The organism is Kitasatospora sp. NPDC004669 (genome assembly GCF_040609455.1).
Lineage (GTDB): Bacteria > Actinomycetota > Actinomycetes > Streptomycetales > Streptomycetaceae > Kitasatospora.
This window is the reverse complement of sequence record NZ_JBEXKB010000004.1, coordinates 200,686-214,985: the sequence shown is the minus strand read 5'-3', so window position 1 is coordinate 214,985 and position 14,300 is coordinate 200,686. Positions and strand designations below refer to the sequence as shown.

Sequence of the window (14,300 nt, the reverse complement as noted above, 5' to 3'; positions counted from 1 at the left end):
CGACGGTAACCTGCGTGACCGTCTGCTTTCAGGCGTTTGCAGCTAGTAGCTGGAATTGCTCACGCACGAGCGGCGCGTGACCGTACAATACGCGCCGTCAATAGCCCGGGCCTGCGCCCGCCGTCCGGGTGACGATCACCCATGCGCGAAGGGCGGCCGCCGATCGGCAGCCGCCCTCAACTTCACGCCTTGAGCTCAGGATTCGCCGTCGGCCCGCTTGCGGATGTGCAGCTGTCGGGCGGCCTCGGCGGTCGAGCCGGAGACGGACGGGTAGACGGTGAAGCCGCTGGCCACCTGTTCGACGGTCAGATTGGCGTCCACCGCGAGCGAGATCGGGTGGATCAGCTCGCTGGCACGCGGGGCGACGACCACGCCGCCGACCACGATGCCGGTGCCCGGGCGGCAGAACAGCTTCACGAAGCCGTCCCGGATGCCCTGCATCTTCGCCCGCGGGTTGCCGCGCAGCGGCAGCTTGACCACGACGGCGTCCATCTTGCCGCACTCCACGTCGGCGGCGGTGTAGCCGACGGTGGCGATCTCCGGGTCGGTGAAGACGTTGGAGGCCACGGTCTTGAGGTTCAGCGGCTGCACCGCGTCACCGAGCGCGTGGTACATCGCGATCCGGCCCTGCATGGCCGCCACCGAGGCGAGCATGAAGACGCCGGTGCAGTCACCGGCCGCGTACACGCCCGGGGCGCTGGTGCGGGAGACCCGGTCGACCCGGATCTGGCCCCAGTCGTTGAGCTTGACCCCGGCCCCCTCCAGGCCCATGTCGGCCGTGTTGGGGATCGAGCCGACCGCCATCAGGCAGTGGGTGCCCTCGATCACCGTGCCGTCGGAGAGGGTCACCTCGACCCGGTCGCCGATCCGCTTGGCGCTCTCGGCGCGCGAACGGCTCATCACGTTCATGCCGCGGCGCCGGAAGACGTCCTCCAGCACCTCGGCGGCGTCCGGGTCCTCGCCCGGCAGCACCCGGTCGCGGCTGGACACCAGGGTGACCTTGGAGCCGAGCGCCTGGTAGGCGCCGGCGAACTCGGCGCCGGTCACACCGGAGCCGACCACGATCAGCTCGCGGGGCAGCTCCTCCAGGTCGTACACCTGGGTCCAGGTGAGGATCCGTTCGCCGTCCGGCTGGGCGTCCGGCAGCTCACGCGGGTGGGCGCCGGTGGCGATCAGCACGGCGTCGGCGCGCAGCGACTGGACGCTGCCGTCGGGCGCGTCCACCAGCACCTCGCGGGAGCCGTCCACGGCCTGCCCGCCGGCGCCGAGCCGGCCGCGGCCGCGCAGCACGGTGACCCCGGCGCGGGTGACGGACTGGGTGATGTCGTGGGACTGCGCGATCGCCAGGCGCTTCACACGGCGGTTGACCTTGCCCAGGTCCACGCCGATGACCTTGGCCGGCCCACCCTCGCCGTCCCCGTCGCCGTCCCGGGCGACCGTGATGCCCAGCTCCTCGTACGAGCTGTCGAAGGTGGTCATCACCTCCGCGGTCGCGATCAGGGTCTTCGACGGCACGCAGTCCGTGAGCACCGCCGATCCGCCCAGACCGTCGCGGTCGACGACGGTCACCTCCGCGCCGAGCTGAGCGGCGACCAGCGCCGCCTCGTAGCCGCCGGGTCCGCCACCGATGATCACGATCCGAGTCACGCTCACCATTGTCCCGCACGCCGAGAGTGCCGCCACAACGGGGTCCCGGCTCCGTACGAACCTCGGGGGCTCGTCCCCAGTCGCCCCGCTGCGTGCGCCGACCGGGCTACGCTGGCCCCCATGCCCCTTTACGCCGCGTATGCCACCAACCTCGATGCCCGGCAGATGACCCGCCGAGCCCCGCACTCCCCGCTGCGCGGCACGGGGTGGCTGGACGGCTGGCGGCTCACCTTCGGCGGCGAGCAGCTCGGCTGGGAGGGCTCGCTGGCCACCGTGGTCGAGGACGGGAAGGACCAGGTCTTCGTCTCGCTCTACGACATCGCGCCGATGGACGAGGAGGGCCTGGACCGCTGGGAGGGCGTCCAGCTCGGCATCTACCGCAAGATCAAGCTGCGCGCGCACACCCTGGACGGCGACATCCCGGTCTGGACGTACGTGCTCAACGACTACGAGGGCGGTCTGCCCGCGGCCCGCTACCTCGGCCTGATCGCCGACGCCGCGGAGAGCGCCGGCGCCCCGCACGACTACGTGATGGACCTGCGTCGCAGGCCGTGCTGACGCCGGCCCCTTTTCCGGTCGGCCTTCTTTCTGTACGTACCGACTTTCTGCACGTACCGACTTTCTGTACGTACCGACAAGCCCGGTCACTCGAAAGCGCCACCGAGCTGTGTTTTCGGGTCAACCGGGTAACGATCCGGCATGCCGCGCCAGAATTTCTACGCGCGTAGCCGATTCCCGTCTATCCTCGGACCCGTGAACGCTTCTCCTCAGTCGGTCGTCTCCACCGACCCCTACGCCGCCGCCCAGGCCGCCGCCGAGCGCCTGCGCGAGCTGACCGGTGCCGAGCGGCACGACGTCGCCCTGGTGATGGGCTCCGGCTGGGTGCCGGCCGCCGACGCCCTGGGCGAGACCGTGGCCGAGTTCCCGGTCACCGAGCTCCCGGGCTTCCCCGCCCCCGCCGTCGCCGGCCACGCCGGCAAGATCCGCTCGGTGAAGATCGGCGACAAGCGCGCCCTGATCTTCCTCGGCCGCAACCACTACTACGAGGGCCACGGTGTGGCCACCGTCGTCCACGGCGTGCGCACCGCCGCCGCGGCCGGCTGCGGCATCATCGTCCTCACCAACGGCTGTGGCGGCCTGCGCGAGGGCTGGGTGCCCGGCCAGCCGGTGCTGATCCGCGACCACATCAACCTGACCGCGGACTCCCCGATCGTCGGCGCCAACTTCGTCGACCTCACCGACCTGTACTCCAAGCGCCTGCGCGCCCTGTGCCACGAGGTCGACCCGTCCCTGGACGAGGCCGTCTACGTCCAGTTCCGCGGCCCGCACTACGAGACCCCGGCCGAGGTCAACATGGCCCGGGTGATCGGCGGCGAGCTGGTCGGCATGTCCACCACCCTGGAGGCCATCGCCGCCCGCGAGGCCGGCTCCGAGGTGCTCGGCATCTCCCTGGTCACCAACCTGGCCGCCGGCATGACCGGCGAGCCGCTCAACCACGAAGAGGTGCTGGAGGCCGGCAAGGCCTCCGCCGAGCGCATGGGCGAGCTGCTGGCGAAGGTCCTGGAGCGGATCTGACGCCTGCCGGGCGCAGAATCATGAGTGTGACGGGGCCCACGGGCGGCGTGATCCGCTGATCACGCCTTCCCGCGGGCCCCGTCCGCATGTGCACACCTCTTCCCTTCTTGCGCGGAACCCTCCGGCCGACACACCGACGCACTTCCCGATGGAGCAGGCAACCATGACGCAGGCAGTTAACCCCGACCTCCTCGCCCGGGCCCGGGCCTGGCTGGCCGAGGACCCCGACCCGCAGACCCGCGAGGAGCTCACCGCCCTGCTGGCCCGGGCCGAGGCCCCGGAGGCCGAGACGGACAGCAAGCTCGCCTGGGCCGACCTCACCGAGCGCTTCTCCGACCGCCTTCAGTTCGGCACCGCCGGCCTGCGCGGCGAACTCGGCGCCGGCCCGATGCGGATGAACCGCGCCGTGGTGATCCGGGCCGCCGCCGGCCTGGTCGCGTACGTCAAGAAGGAGAACCTGGGCGACCTGGTCGTCATCGGCTACGACGCCCGGTACAAGTCGTACGACTTCGCCCGCGACACCGCCGCCGTGGTGGTCGCCGCCGGCCTGCGCGCCGCGCTGCTGCCGCGCCCGCTGCCGACCCCGGTGCTCGCCTTCGCCGTCCGCCATCTGGGTGCGGCCGCCGGAGTGACCGTCACCGCCAGCCACAACCCGCCGCAGGACAACGGCTACAAGGTCTACCTGGGCGACGGCTCGCAGATCGTCCCGCCGGCCGACGCCGGGATCGCCGCCGAGATCGACGCGATCGGCTCGCTGAACGACGTCCCGCGCGCCGAGGAGGGCTGGGAGGTGCTCGGCGAGGACGTCATCGAGGCCTACCTGACCCGGGCCGTCTCCATCGTCGACGAGCACAGCCCGCGCGAGCTCGACGTCGTCTACACCCCGATGCACGGCGTCGGCCGCGACACCCTGGTCGCCGCCTTCCGCCGGGCCGGCTTCCCGGCGCCCACCGTGGTCGCCGAGCAGGCCGAGCCCGACCCGGACTTCCCGACCGTGGCCTTCCCCAACCCGGAGGAGCCGGGGGCGATGGACCTCGCCTTCCGCACCGCAGCCGAGGTCGGCCCGGACATCGTGATCGCCAACGACCCGGACGCCGACCGCTGCGCGGTGGCCGTCCCGGCCAACGGCAACGCGGCCGGCAGCGGCAACGGCACCTCCGGCTGGCGGATGCTGCGCGGCGACGAGGTCGGCGCGCTGCTCGGCTCCGCCCTGGTCGCCAAGAAGGCCGAGGGCACCTTCGCCACCACCATCGTCTCCGCCACCCTGCTCGGCCGGATCGCCGAGGCGGCGGGCCTGGGCTACACCGAGACCCTGACCGGCTTCAAGTGGATCTCCCGCGCCGAGGGCCTGCGCTACGGCTACGAGGAGGCGCTCGGCTACTGCGTCGACCCGGAGGGCGTCCGGGACAAGGACGGCATCACCGCCGCCCTGCTGGTCGCCGAGCTCGCCGCGACCCTCAAGAAGTCCGGCCGCACCCTGACCGACCTGCTGGACGACCTGGCGCTGGAGCACGGCCTGCACGCCACCGACCAGCTCTCCGTCCGGGTCCAGGACCTCTCGCTGATCGCCGACGCCATGCGCCGCCTGCGCGAGCAGCCCCCGACCGTCCTGGCCGGTCTGACCGTCACCCGCGCCGACGACCTCTCGGCCGGCTCCGCCGACCTGCCCCCGACCGACGGCCTGCGCTACCACCTCGCCGGCGAGGCCGTCCGCTCCGCCCGCATCGTGGTGCGCCCCTCCGGCACCGAGCCCAAGCTCAAGTGCTACCTGGAGGTCGTCCTCCCGGTCGCCACCGCGGCCGACCTCGCCGCCACCCGCACCCGCGCCGCCGAGCTCCTCGCCACCGTCAAGCAGGACCTCGCCCGGGCCGCGGGCATCTGACCCACCCGTGTGAAAGGGCCCGCCGGTACGCGACCGGCGGGCCCTTTCCCGTACGTTCGTCAGGTCAGACCGTGATCACCGTGATCAGGGCGACCAGGCCGGCCAGGGTGGGGGCGATGACCCACCAGCACCACTGGACGACGACGGGACCGGCGGCGTCGGGACGGGTGGCGTTGCGCTCGGCCATCTCCTGGAGGACGTCGGTGATCTGGTCGGACCAGGCGCGGGTGGGATCCGGGGAGCCCTGGACCACCGGGTTGGCCTGACGGCCGAAGACCATGCCCATCCGGGAGGCGTGCTCGGCGGCGCCGCGGGTCTGGGCGCGGGTGGCGCGCTTGCGCTGGCGGAGGGAGACCGGGACGGCCCAGACCTGGTACTTCTTGCCGCCGGCGAGGAGCTCGACCGAGTAGCCCGCGCGCAGGGCGTCCACCGAGGCCCAGGGGGCGGTGATGGTCCGCCACGGGTTGCGGACGAGCAGGCGGCTCTTGTCGGCCAGCACCGCCGGGCGCAGCGTGTAGGCGATCACCGGGAGGGCGAACACCGGTACGGCCGCGAGGGCGACGTACGGGGTCTTCCCGGTGCCGGTCACCACCGCGTCGCCGATCAGCCAGGCGGCGACGGCCAGCAGGAACACGCCGGAGATGACGCCGGGGACGGAGCGGTACACGCGGTCCGCGTACTCGGGTTCCCCGTCGGGGGCGGCCGAGCCCCGGTGGGGCTTGCCGTCGGATTCGGTCATGGCGTCGATTCTGCCCCATACCCCTCACCAGCAGGTCTCGGTCCGGCCACGAATGGCAGGCGCCCTAGCGGTCGACTACGCGCGTAGATATGCTGGTCTGGTGACTATGTCCACTGTTGCAGCCAATGCCCCCGGCGTTGCGGGCAGCGGCCTCGCGGACGTTGCGGCGTCCGAGGCCTCACTCCGCCGCTTCCTGCACGGCCTGCCCGGCGTCGACCAGGTCGGCCTTGAGGCGCGTGCCGCCACCCTCGGTACCCGCTCGATCAAGACCACGGCGAAGGCCAATGCCATCGACCTGGCGATCTCCATGATCGACCTGACCACGCTGGAGGGCGCGGACACGGTCGGCAAGGTGCGCGCCCTGTGCGCGAAGGGCAGGACCCCCGACCCGACCGACCCGACCACCCCGCGCGTCGCCGCCATCTGTGTCTACCCCGACATGGTCGCCACCGCGAAGGACGCCCTGCGCGGCACCGACGTCCAGGTCGCCTCCGTGGCCACCGCCTTCCCGGCCGGCCGCGCCGCCCTCCCGGTCAAGCTCGCCGACACCGCCGACGCGGTGGCCGCGGGTGCCGACGAGATCGACATGGTGATCGACCGTGGCGCCTTCCTCTCCGGCCGCTACCTCGACGTCTTCAACGAGATCGTCGCCGTCAAGGAGGCGTGCAAGCGCGCCGACGGCAGCTACGCCCACCTCAAGGTGATCTTCGAGACCGGCGAGCTGCAGACGTACGACAACGTGCGTCGCGTCTCCTGGCTGGCGATGCTGGCCGGTGCCGACTTCATCAAGACCTCCACCGGCAAGGTCGCCGTCAACGCGACCCCGCCGGTCACCCTGCTGATGCTGGAGGCGGTCCGCGACTTCCGCGCGCAGACCGGCGTCCAGGTCGGCGTGAAGCCCGCCGGCGGCATCAAGACCACCAAGGACGCGATGAAGTACCTGGTGATGGTCAACGAGACCCTCGGCGACGACTGGCTGACCCCGCACTGGTTCCGCTTCGGCGCCTCCAGCCTGCTCAACGACCTGCTGATGCAGCGCCAGAAGCTCGCCACCGGACGCTACTCCGGCCCCGACTACGTGACGGTGGACTGATCACCATGGCCAAGAAGAAGAACATCGAGGAGCCCGTGCGCAAGGCCGGCCTCTTCGAGTACGCACCGGCCCCCGAGTCCCCCGCCGCCGCGGGTGACATCGCCACCTCGTACGGCCACTTCATCGGCGGCGAGTTCGTCGACTCCTCCGGCAGCGAGGCCCTGAAGACGGTCAACCCGGCCACCGAGCAGGTGCTCGCCGAGTTCGCCCAGGGCACCGACGAGGACGTGGACCGCGCCGTCGCCGCCGCCCGCAAGGCCTTCGCGGACTGGTCGGCGCTGCCCGGCAGCGAGCGCGCCAAGTACCTGTTCCGGATCGCCCGGATCGTCCAGGAGCGCAGCCGCGAGCTGGCGGTGCTGGAGTCGATCGACAACGGCAAGCCGATCCGCGAGACCCGCGACGTCGACCTGCCGCTGGTCGCCGCGCACTTCTTCTACTACGCGGGCTGGGCGGACAAGCTGGACTACGCCGGCTTCGGTCCGAACCCGAAGCCGCTCGGCGTGGCCGGCCAGGTCATCCCGTGGAACTTCCCGCTGCTGATGCTGGCGTGGAAGATCGCGCCCGCCCTGGCGACCGGCAACACGGTCGTCCTGAAGCCGGCCGAGACCACCCCGCTGACCGCGCTGCGCTTCGCCGAGATCTGCCGCCAGGCCGGTCTGCCGAAGGGCGTCGTCAACATCGTCACCGGTGACGGCCGCACGGGCGCCGCGCTGACCGCGCACCCGGACGTCAACAAGGTCGCCTTCACCGGCTCCACCCCGGTCGGCCGGGCCATCGCCAAGCAGCTGGCCGGCACCCGCAAGAAGCTCTCGCTGGAGCTGGGCGGCAAGGCCGCGAACATCGTCTTCGACGACGCGCCGATCGACCAGGCGGTCGAGGGCATCGTCAACGGCATCTTCTTCAACCAGGGCCACGTCTGCTGCGCGGGCTCGCGCCTGCTGGTCCAGGAGTCGATCCAGGACGAGCTGCTGGAGGCCCTGAAGCGTCGGATGGGCACCCTGCGGGTCGGCGACCCGCTGGACAAGAACACCGACATCGGCGCCATCAACTCGGCCGAGCAGCTGGCCCGGATCACCGCGCTGACCGAGGCCGGCGAGGCCGAGGGCGCCGAGCGCTGGTCGCCGGCCTGCGAGCTGCCGGGCACCGGCTTCTGGTTCAAGCCGACCCTGTTCACCGGCGTCAGCCAGGCCCACCGGATCGCCCAGGAGGAGATCTTCGGCCCGGTCCTGTCGGTGCTGACCTTCCGCACCCCCGACGAGGCGGTCGCGAAGGCCAACAACACCCCGTACGGCCTCTCCGCCGGCATCTGGACGGAGAAGGGCTCGCGCATCCTCTGGATGGCCAACAGGCTCAAGGCCGGTGTGGTCTGGGCCAACACCTTCAACAAGTTCGACCCGACCTCGCCGTTCGGCGGTTACAAGGAGTCGGGCTACGGCCGCGAGGGTGGCCGCCACGGTCTGGAGGCCTACCTCGATGTCTGACACGACCTTCGCGCGTCTTGACGTCCTCAAGACCTACAAGCTGTACGTCGGCGGGAAGTTCCCGCGCTCCGAGAGCGGGCGGGTGTACGAGGTGACCGACGCAAAGGGCGAGTGGCTCGCCAACGCCCCGCTGGGCACCCGCAAGGACGCCCGCGACGCCGTCGTGGCCGCCCGCGCGGCGGTCAAGGGCTGGGCCGGCACCACCGCGTACAACCGCGGCCAGGTGCTGTACCGGGTGGCCGAGATGCTGCAGGGCCGGCGCGAGCAGTTCGCCGCCGAGGTGGCCGTCTCCGAGGGCATCGGCCCGAAGAAGGCCGCCGCGCTGGTGGACGCCGCGATCGACCGCTGGGTCTGGTACGCGGGCTGGACGGACAAGGTCGCCCAGATCGCGGGCGGCGCCAACCCGGTGGCCGGGCCGTACTTCAACCTGTCCACCCCGGAGCCGACCGGCGTGGTCGGGATCGTCGCGCCGCAGGCCGGGTACGGGCACTCGCTGCTCGGCCTGGTCTCGGTGATCGCCCCGGCGATCGCCACCGGCAACACGGTCGTGGTCGCGGCCGCCGCGGACGCCCCGTTGCCCGCGCTGTCGCTGGGCGAGGTGCTGGCCACCTCGGACGTCCCGGGCGGCGTGGTCAACATCATCTCGGGCCGGACCGCGGACATCGCCCCCACGCTGGCCTCGCACCAGGACGTCAACGCGCTGGACCTCACCGGGGCCATCGCCTCCGACGGCCCCGGCGCGGCGCCCGCCCTGGAGGCCGCCGCCGCGGATACCCTGAAGCGGGTGGTCCGTCCGGAGCTGGACCCGTTCGCCCAGGACTGGACGAATGCGCCCGGTACGGACCGGCTACTCTCGTTCCTGGAGACGAAGACGGTCTGGCACCCGATGGGGATCTGACCCTTCGTCGCCGATCGGTAACAACTCCACAGACTGACCGTCCCCAGTGCCCTCTCCCCCCCAGGGCCCGGGCGGTCATTGGACGGACCCGCGCCTCTCCCCCCTGGCGCGGGTCCGTCGGTGTTCCGGCGACTTTCGTCGACAGCCGCTACCCGCCGACGGTCCACCTCGCCCCGGCCGCCCCGGCGGCCCGGAAGTTCCGCGCACACCGGTTTCGGCAACCGGCCGGGATGCGTCAGACTGGTGTCCCGTGAGTGACTCCCCCATGAATCCCGCCCAGCCGGCCCACGCCCGGGTGATCCTGCTCTCCGGACCCTCCGGATCGGGGAAGTCCTCGCTCGCCGAGCGCAGCGGCCTGCCGGTGCTCCAACTGGACGACTTCTACAAGGACGGGGACGACCCGACCCTGCCCCGGCTGCCGGACGGCGCCGTGGACTGGGACTCCCCGCTCGCCTGGCACCGTGACCAGGCCGTCGCCGCGATCCGCGCGCTCTACGAGCACGGCCGCGCGGACGTACCGGTGTACTCGATCCCGGACAACGGCCGGATCGCCACCCGCAGCCTGGAGCTGGGCGGCGCGACCGCGTTCATCGCGGAAGGCATCTTCGCCGCCGAGATCGTGGCGCAGTGCGCCGCCGAGGGGCTGCTGGGCGACGCCCTGTGCCTGCGCAACGGCGCGCTCACCACGGCCTGGCGCCGGCTGCGCCGGGACGTCCGCGAGGGCCGCAAGTCGCTGCCGGTGCTGCTGCGCCGGGGCTTCCGGCTGATGCGGGCCGAGCGCTCCATCGTCGGGCGGCAGGTCTCGCTGGGCTCGTACCCGTGCGCCGGGCCGGAGGCCTACCGCCGGGTCCGCGCGGCGGCCGGGCGGCGCGAGCTCTCGGCGGTCTGAGGCCCTGGGGGCGCATCCCCCGAACAGCGACGACGACGGGCCCGGTGCGTCTCCCCCGCACCGGGCCCGTCGCCTTCCCGAACGGCTCTCGGCTCCCCACAGGCACCCGCTCCCCCGAGTCGGTGCCCCCGAACCGCGACCGTCCGCTACCCGTCCCCCGACGGGAGTCCTCTGTGAGTCCTACGCGACCAGCTCGCCGAACGCCCGGACGGTGTCGCCCGACTTGTTCAGGTGCTCGTCGTCGCGCAGCCGGCGCAGGGCGCGCCAGATGCTGCTCTTGACCGTGCCGACGCTGATCCCCAGCACGTCGGCGATCTCCGGGTCGGTCTTGCCCTCGTAGTACCGCAGCACCAGCATGGTCCGCTGGTTCTCCGGCAGCTTCGCCAGCGCCTGCCAGAGCACGGTGCGCAGCTCGGTGCCGCCCATCGCGTCGGTGTCGCCGGCCGTCTCCGGCAGCTCCTCGGTCGGGTACTCGTTGACCTTGCGGCGCCGCCAGGCGGAGATGTGCAGGTTGGTCATGGTGCGGCGGAGGTACCCGCCGACCGCGGCCTTGTCGGTGATCCGGCCCCAGGCCCGGTAGGTGCTGAAGAGCGCGCTCTGCAGCAGGTCCTCGGCCTCGTAGCGGTCACCGGTCAGGTGGTACGCCGTGGCGTACAGGGAGGCGCGGCGCTCGCGCACGTACGCGGTGAACTCCGTGATGTGGTCCTCCGCGACGGCCGAGTGCTCCCCCTGCGCGTCTCCCTGTCCCGCCTCGGTGGTGCGGGCCGGTGCGGGGTTCAGCCGCAGCAGCGTCGCACCGGCGGCCTCGCGGCTGGTCGGCTCCCCCGAACCGACCGTCCGCAGGCCGTTGTTCCCCCCGGTTCCCCTGGTTCCCCCATGACCCCCCAGGGCGTCCTTGCCCTCGACGCGGACGGGGAGGATCCCCCGCAGCGTGAGGGTGTTGGCGGAGTCGACCGCACTCCCCAGTCGGCCGATCCCGTACAGCTCCCCCGTCCTGCCGCCGCCGCTCACCCGGCGTGCGACAGGGTTTCCACCGGTGCTGTGCGCGCACCCCCGTACGGTTACGGCACCGGAGTTCTCGTCGGTCCTGATCTCGTACCGGGTCCGATGGGTGGTCGCTGAGGAACGCGCGGTGCGGAGAGCCGGGTTGGTCCGGGTCTGAAGCGTGGCGTTCATCGTGCGCCCCCTGGGTCGGTACGAGCGGTTCCTGTTGCCGCCCTCCAGCCGGCCCTTGCGGCCCGCTGTCCTGCGGCGACATGGAAAATCCTGCCCGCCGGTTGTGATGGCGCTGTCCGCCGACTGTCACAGGGGTGTCACAGGGGCGGGCCTTTCGTCCCGGTCCGCCTCCCCCCTACCGGACGCCGGTAGCCGTCCTTCCGGTTCCCATACGGGCGGTGACCGGTCCGGGGGGTGATTCGCCGCCTCCGGTGGGCCAAAATGGGGCCGTGCCTTTCCTCCTACTGATCGAGGACGACGACGCCATCCGGACCGGCCTCGAACTCGCCCTCACCCGCCAGGGCCACCGCGTGGCCACCGCCGCCTCCGGTGAGGACGGTCTGAAGCTCTTCAAGGAGCAGCGACCCGACCTGATCGTGCTGGACGTGATGCTGCCCGGGATCGACGGCTTCGAGGTGTGCCGCCGGATCCGCCGCACCGACCAGCTGCCGATCATCCTGCTCACCGCGCGCTCGGACGACATCGACGTGGTCGTGGGCCTGGAGTCCGGCGCGGACGACTACGTGGTGAAGCCGGTGCAGCCGCGCGTCCTGGACGCCCGGATCCGGGCGGTGCTGCGGCGCGGGGAGCGGGAGAGCTCGGACTCCTCCGCGTACGGCAGCGTGGTGATCGACCGGGCGGCGATGACCGTCACCAAGGACGGGCAGGACCTCCAGCTCACCCCGACCGAGCTGCGGCTGCTGCTGGAGCTCAGCCGCCGGCCCGGTCAGGCGCTCTCCCGCCAGCAGCTGCTGCGACTGGTCTGGGAGCACGACTACCTCGGCGACTCGCGTCTGGTGGACGCCTGCGTGCAGCGGCTGCGGGCGAAGGTCGAGGACGTACCGTCCGCTCCGACGCTGATCCGCACCGTGCGCGGCGTCGGCTACCGACTGGACCCGCCGACGGTCTGACCACGCACTCCAGGCATTCTGAACTCCCGTACGACGACAGGCTCTTGTGACTGACCATCAGCAGACTGCCCGACGGTTCTCCGCGGGCCGGTGGCGAAAGCTGCGCTCCCTGCGGGTGCGGCTGATCGCGGTGTTCGCGGCGGTCGCGCTGCTCGCCGCCGTCTCGGCCTCCGGCATCGCGTACTGGCTGAACCGCGACGCGGTGCTCAAGCGTGCCCAGGACACCGCGCTGAACGACTTCCGGGTCTCGCTCAGCCGCAACGTCTCCGACCTGCCGCTGAACGCCAGTTGCCCGGACCTCGCCACGCTGGCCTCCAACGTGGCGAGCTCCGGCCTGAGCTACGACGTGGTGGTGGTCGACCCGGCGCACCCGGAGTGCCCGGCCTCCTCCGACCCGCAGCGCTACACGCTGGCCGACGTGCCGGCGGCACTGCAGTCCACCGTCGCCAAGCCGCGCGAGGTCAGTGAGAGCAACCCGTACCCGTACCACCTGTACTGGCAGCGGCAGAACCTGGCGGGCCGCCCGTTCGTGATCGGCGGCACCAAGGTGGTGCCGAACGGCCCGACGGCATACGTCTTCAAGTCGCTGGAGAACGAGCGGGCCGACCTCAACACCCTGGGCTGGTCGCTGGCCATCGCGACGCTGCTCGCGCTGATCGGCTCGGCGCTGCTCGCCCAGGCCGCCTCGGCGACCGTGCTGCGGCCGGTCAAACGGCTCGGCGAGGCCGCCCGGCGGCTCGGCCAGGGGCACCTGGACACCCGGCTGGAGGTCGAGGGCTCCGACGAGCTCGCCGACCTGGCGCGGACGTTCAACCGGGCCGCGGAGTCGCTGCACGAGCAGGTCGAGGAGCTGAGCGCGCGCGAGGCGCAGAGCCGGCGGTTCGTCGCCGACATGTCCCACGAGCTGCGCACCCCGCTGACCGCGATGACCGCGGTGACGGACATCCTGGAGGACGAGGCCGAGTCGCTGGATCCGATGATCGAGCCGGCCGTCCGGCTCGTGGTGAGCGAGACCCGGCGGCTGTCCGACCTGGTGGAGAACCTGATGGAGGTGACCCGCTTCGACGCCGGCACCGCCAAGCTGGTCGCCGACGAGGTGGACATCGCCGACCTGATCATGTCCTGCATCGACGGCCGGGCCTGGTACGACGCGGTCGAACTGGACGCCCCGCGCGGCATCCTGGCCGTGGTCGACCCGCGCCGACTGGACGTGGTCTTCGCCAACCTGATCGGCAACGCGCTCAAGCACGGCGGCTCACCGGTGCGGGTCAAGGTCCGGCAGACCGAGGACTCGGTCGTGATCGAGGTCTCCGACAGCGGCCCCGGCATCCCGGAGGACGTGCTGCCGCTGGTCTTCGACCGCTTCTACAAGGCCGACCGGGGGAGGGCCCGCTCGGAGGGCAGCGGTCTGGGGCTGTCCATCGCGATGGCCAACGCACAGATCCACGGGGGGACGATCACGGCGGCCAACGGGGAGGTCGGCGCGGTGTTCACCCTGACGCTGCCGCTGGCCCCGCCGCCTCCGCCGTCCGCGGGCGAGGCCGAGGGCCGCCCCGCCGGCGACGCCGCCGAGGACAAGGACGCCACGTGACCGCCCCCACCCGCACCACCGTGCGCCGCACCGCCGGCGTACTGCTCCTGCTCGCGCTGGCCTCCGGCTGCGGCATCCGGCCGACCGCCGTACCGGTGGACGCCGGCGCGCCGGCCAGCCGGACCGCCTGCCCGACCGCGCCGCACGTACCGACCGCCCTGGCCACCCCGTCCGGCCCGGCGCCGGTCTCGACCCCGGCCCGCGGCGCGGCGGCCAGGGCGAGCCTCAGCCCGAGCCCGTCGCCCACCCTGGTGACACCCGGTTCGCCGCCGCCGGACAACGTGTTCAGCGCGGTGCCGACGGCCTCGCCGTGTAAGTGAGGAGGCGGTGCGAAGGGGCGCGTCCGGGAATGTTCACGCCCGGCGTGGAACCGCCGCGC

General features: G+C 72.3%; 13 protein-coding genes. 10 read left to right on the top strand and 3 right to left on the bottom strand.

What is annotated here, in order from left to right:
* Window positions 1-195 precede the first annotated feature (195 nt).
* Window positions 196-1,656, bottom strand: a complete 1,461-nt coding sequence (locus ABZW30_RS05750) for an NAD(P)H-quinone dehydrogenase (RefSeq protein ID WP_355669756.1) — start codon at window positions 1,654-1,656, stop codon at window positions 196-198.
* A gap of 111 nt (window positions 1,657-1,767) precedes the next feature.
* Between ABZW30_RS05750 and ABZW30_RS05745 the strand changes: the two genes are divergently transcribed.
* From ABZW30_RS05745 to ABZW30_RS05735, 3 genes are all read left to right on the top strand, one after another.
* Complete coding sequence (locus ABZW30_RS05745; protein WP_355669755.1) at window positions 1,768-2,205, top strand: gamma-glutamylcyclotransferase; 438 nt, start codon at window positions 1,768-1,770, stop codon at window positions 2,203-2,205.
* 195 nt (window positions 2,206-2,400) lie between these two features.
* Complete coding sequence (locus tag ABZW30_RS05740; protein WP_355669754.1) at window positions 2,401-3,222, top strand: purine-nucleoside phosphorylase; 822 nt, start codon at window positions 2,401-2,403, stop codon at window positions 3,220-3,222.
* Between the two features lie 163 nt (window positions 3,223-3,385).
* On the top strand, window positions 3,386-5,104 hold the full coding sequence (locus ABZW30_RS05735) for a phospho-sugar mutase (RefSeq protein ID WP_355669753.1): 1,719 nt from the start codon (window positions 3,386-3,388) through the stop codon (window positions 5,102-5,104).
* Window positions 5,105-5,168: 64 nt separating this feature from the next.
* On the opposite strand, the gene ABZW30_RS05730 is transcribed toward ABZW30_RS05735, so the two are convergent.
* Window positions 5,169-5,843, bottom strand: coding sequence for a PH domain-containing protein (locus tag ABZW30_RS05730; protein WP_355669752.1), 675 nt, complete (start codon window positions 5,841-5,843; stop codon window positions 5,169-5,171).
* A gap of 106 nt (window positions 5,844-5,949) precedes the next feature.
* Between ABZW30_RS05730 and deoC the strand changes: the two genes are divergently transcribed.
* From deoC to ABZW30_RS05710, 4 genes are all read left to right on the top strand, one after another.
* Window positions 5,950-6,936, top strand: a complete 987-nt coding sequence (gene deoC / locus ABZW30_RS05725) for a deoxyribose-phosphate aldolase (RefSeq protein ID WP_355669751.1) — start codon at window positions 5,950-5,952, stop codon at window positions 6,934-6,936.
* Between the two features lie 5 nt (window positions 6,937-6,941).
* Complete coding sequence (locus ABZW30_RS05720; protein ID WP_355669750.1) at window positions 6,942-8,417, top strand: aldehyde dehydrogenase family protein; 1,476 nt, start codon at window positions 6,942-6,944, stop codon at window positions 8,415-8,417.
* Window positions 8,410-9,315, top strand: a complete 906-nt coding sequence (locus tag ABZW30_RS05715; RefSeq protein ID WP_355669749.1) for an aldehyde dehydrogenase family protein — start codon at window positions 8,410-8,412, stop codon at window positions 9,313-9,315. The genes ABZW30_RS05720 and ABZW30_RS05715 overlap by 8 nt, the downstream gene beginning before the upstream one ends.
* Window positions 9,316-9,580: 265 nt before the next feature.
* Window positions 9,581-10,204 (top strand): ATP-binding protein, encoded by a 624-nt coding sequence (locus ABZW30_RS05710; protein WP_355669799.1) that lies wholly within the window; start codon window positions 9,581-9,583, stop codon window positions 10,202-10,204.
* A gap of 180 nt (window positions 10,205-10,384) precedes the next feature.
* On the opposite strand, the gene ABZW30_RS05705 is transcribed toward ABZW30_RS05710, so the two are convergent.
* A complete protein-coding gene (locus ABZW30_RS05705) occupies window positions 10,385-10,993 on the bottom strand; it encodes a SigE family RNA polymerase sigma factor (protein ID WP_355669798.1) in 609 nt (202 codons plus the stop codon).
* Between the two features lie 656 nt (window positions 10,994-11,649).
* Here ABZW30_RS05705 and ABZW30_RS05700 point away from each other — a divergent pair.
* The 3 genes from ABZW30_RS05700 to ABZW30_RS05690 are packed head-to-tail and all read left to right on the top strand — an operon-like array spanning window position 11,650 to window position 14,241.
* On the top strand, window positions 11,650-12,330 hold the full coding sequence (locus ABZW30_RS05700) for a response regulator transcription factor (protein WP_355669748.1): 681 nt from the start codon (window positions 11,650-11,652) through the stop codon (window positions 12,328-12,330).
* Window positions 12,331-12,376: 46 nt separating this feature from the next.
* Window positions 12,377-13,921, top strand: coding sequence for a HAMP domain-containing sensor histidine kinase (locus ABZW30_RS05695; protein WP_355669747.1), 1,545 nt, complete (start codon window positions 12,377-12,379; stop codon window positions 13,919-13,921).
* A complete protein-coding gene (locus tag ABZW30_RS05690) occupies window positions 13,918-14,241 on the top strand; it encodes a hypothetical protein (RefSeq protein ID WP_355669746.1) in 324 nt (107 codons plus the stop codon). The genes ABZW30_RS05695 and ABZW30_RS05690 overlap by 4 nt, the downstream gene beginning before the upstream one ends.
* The last annotated feature ends 59 nt before the right edge of the window (window positions 14,242-14,300 follow it).

Coding starts and splice junctions, on each gene's coding strand:
- ABZW30_RS05750 (WP_355669756.1), bottom strand. CDS start 1,656: ATGGTGAGCGTGACTCGGATCGTGATCATCGGTGGCGGACCCGGCGGC.
- ABZW30_RS05745 (WP_355669755.1), top strand. CDS start 1,768: ATGCCCCTTTACGCCGCGTATGCCACCAACCTCGATGCCCGGCAGATG.
- ABZW30_RS05735 (WP_355669753.1), top strand. CDS start 3,386: ATGACGCAGGCAGTTAACCCCGACCTCCTCGCCCGGGCCCGGGCCTGG.
- ABZW30_RS05730 (WP_355669752.1), bottom strand. CDS start 5,843: ATGACCGAATCCGACGGCAAGCCCCACCGGGGCTCGGCCGCCCCCGAC.
- deoC (WP_355669751.1), top strand. CDS start 5,950: ATGTCCACTGTTGCAGCCAATGCCCCCGGCGTTGCGGGCAGCGGCCTC.
- ABZW30_RS05720 (WP_355669750.1), top strand. CDS start 6,942: ATGGCCAAGAAGAAGAACATCGAGGAGCCCGTGCGCAAGGCCGGCCTC.
- ABZW30_RS05715 (WP_355669749.1), top strand. CDS start 8,410: ATGTCTGACACGACCTTCGCGCGTCTTGACGTCCTCAAGACCTACAAG.
- ABZW30_RS05710 (WP_355669799.1), top strand. CDS start 9,581: ATGAATCCCGCCCAGCCGGCCCACGCCCGGGTGATCCTGCTCTCCGGA.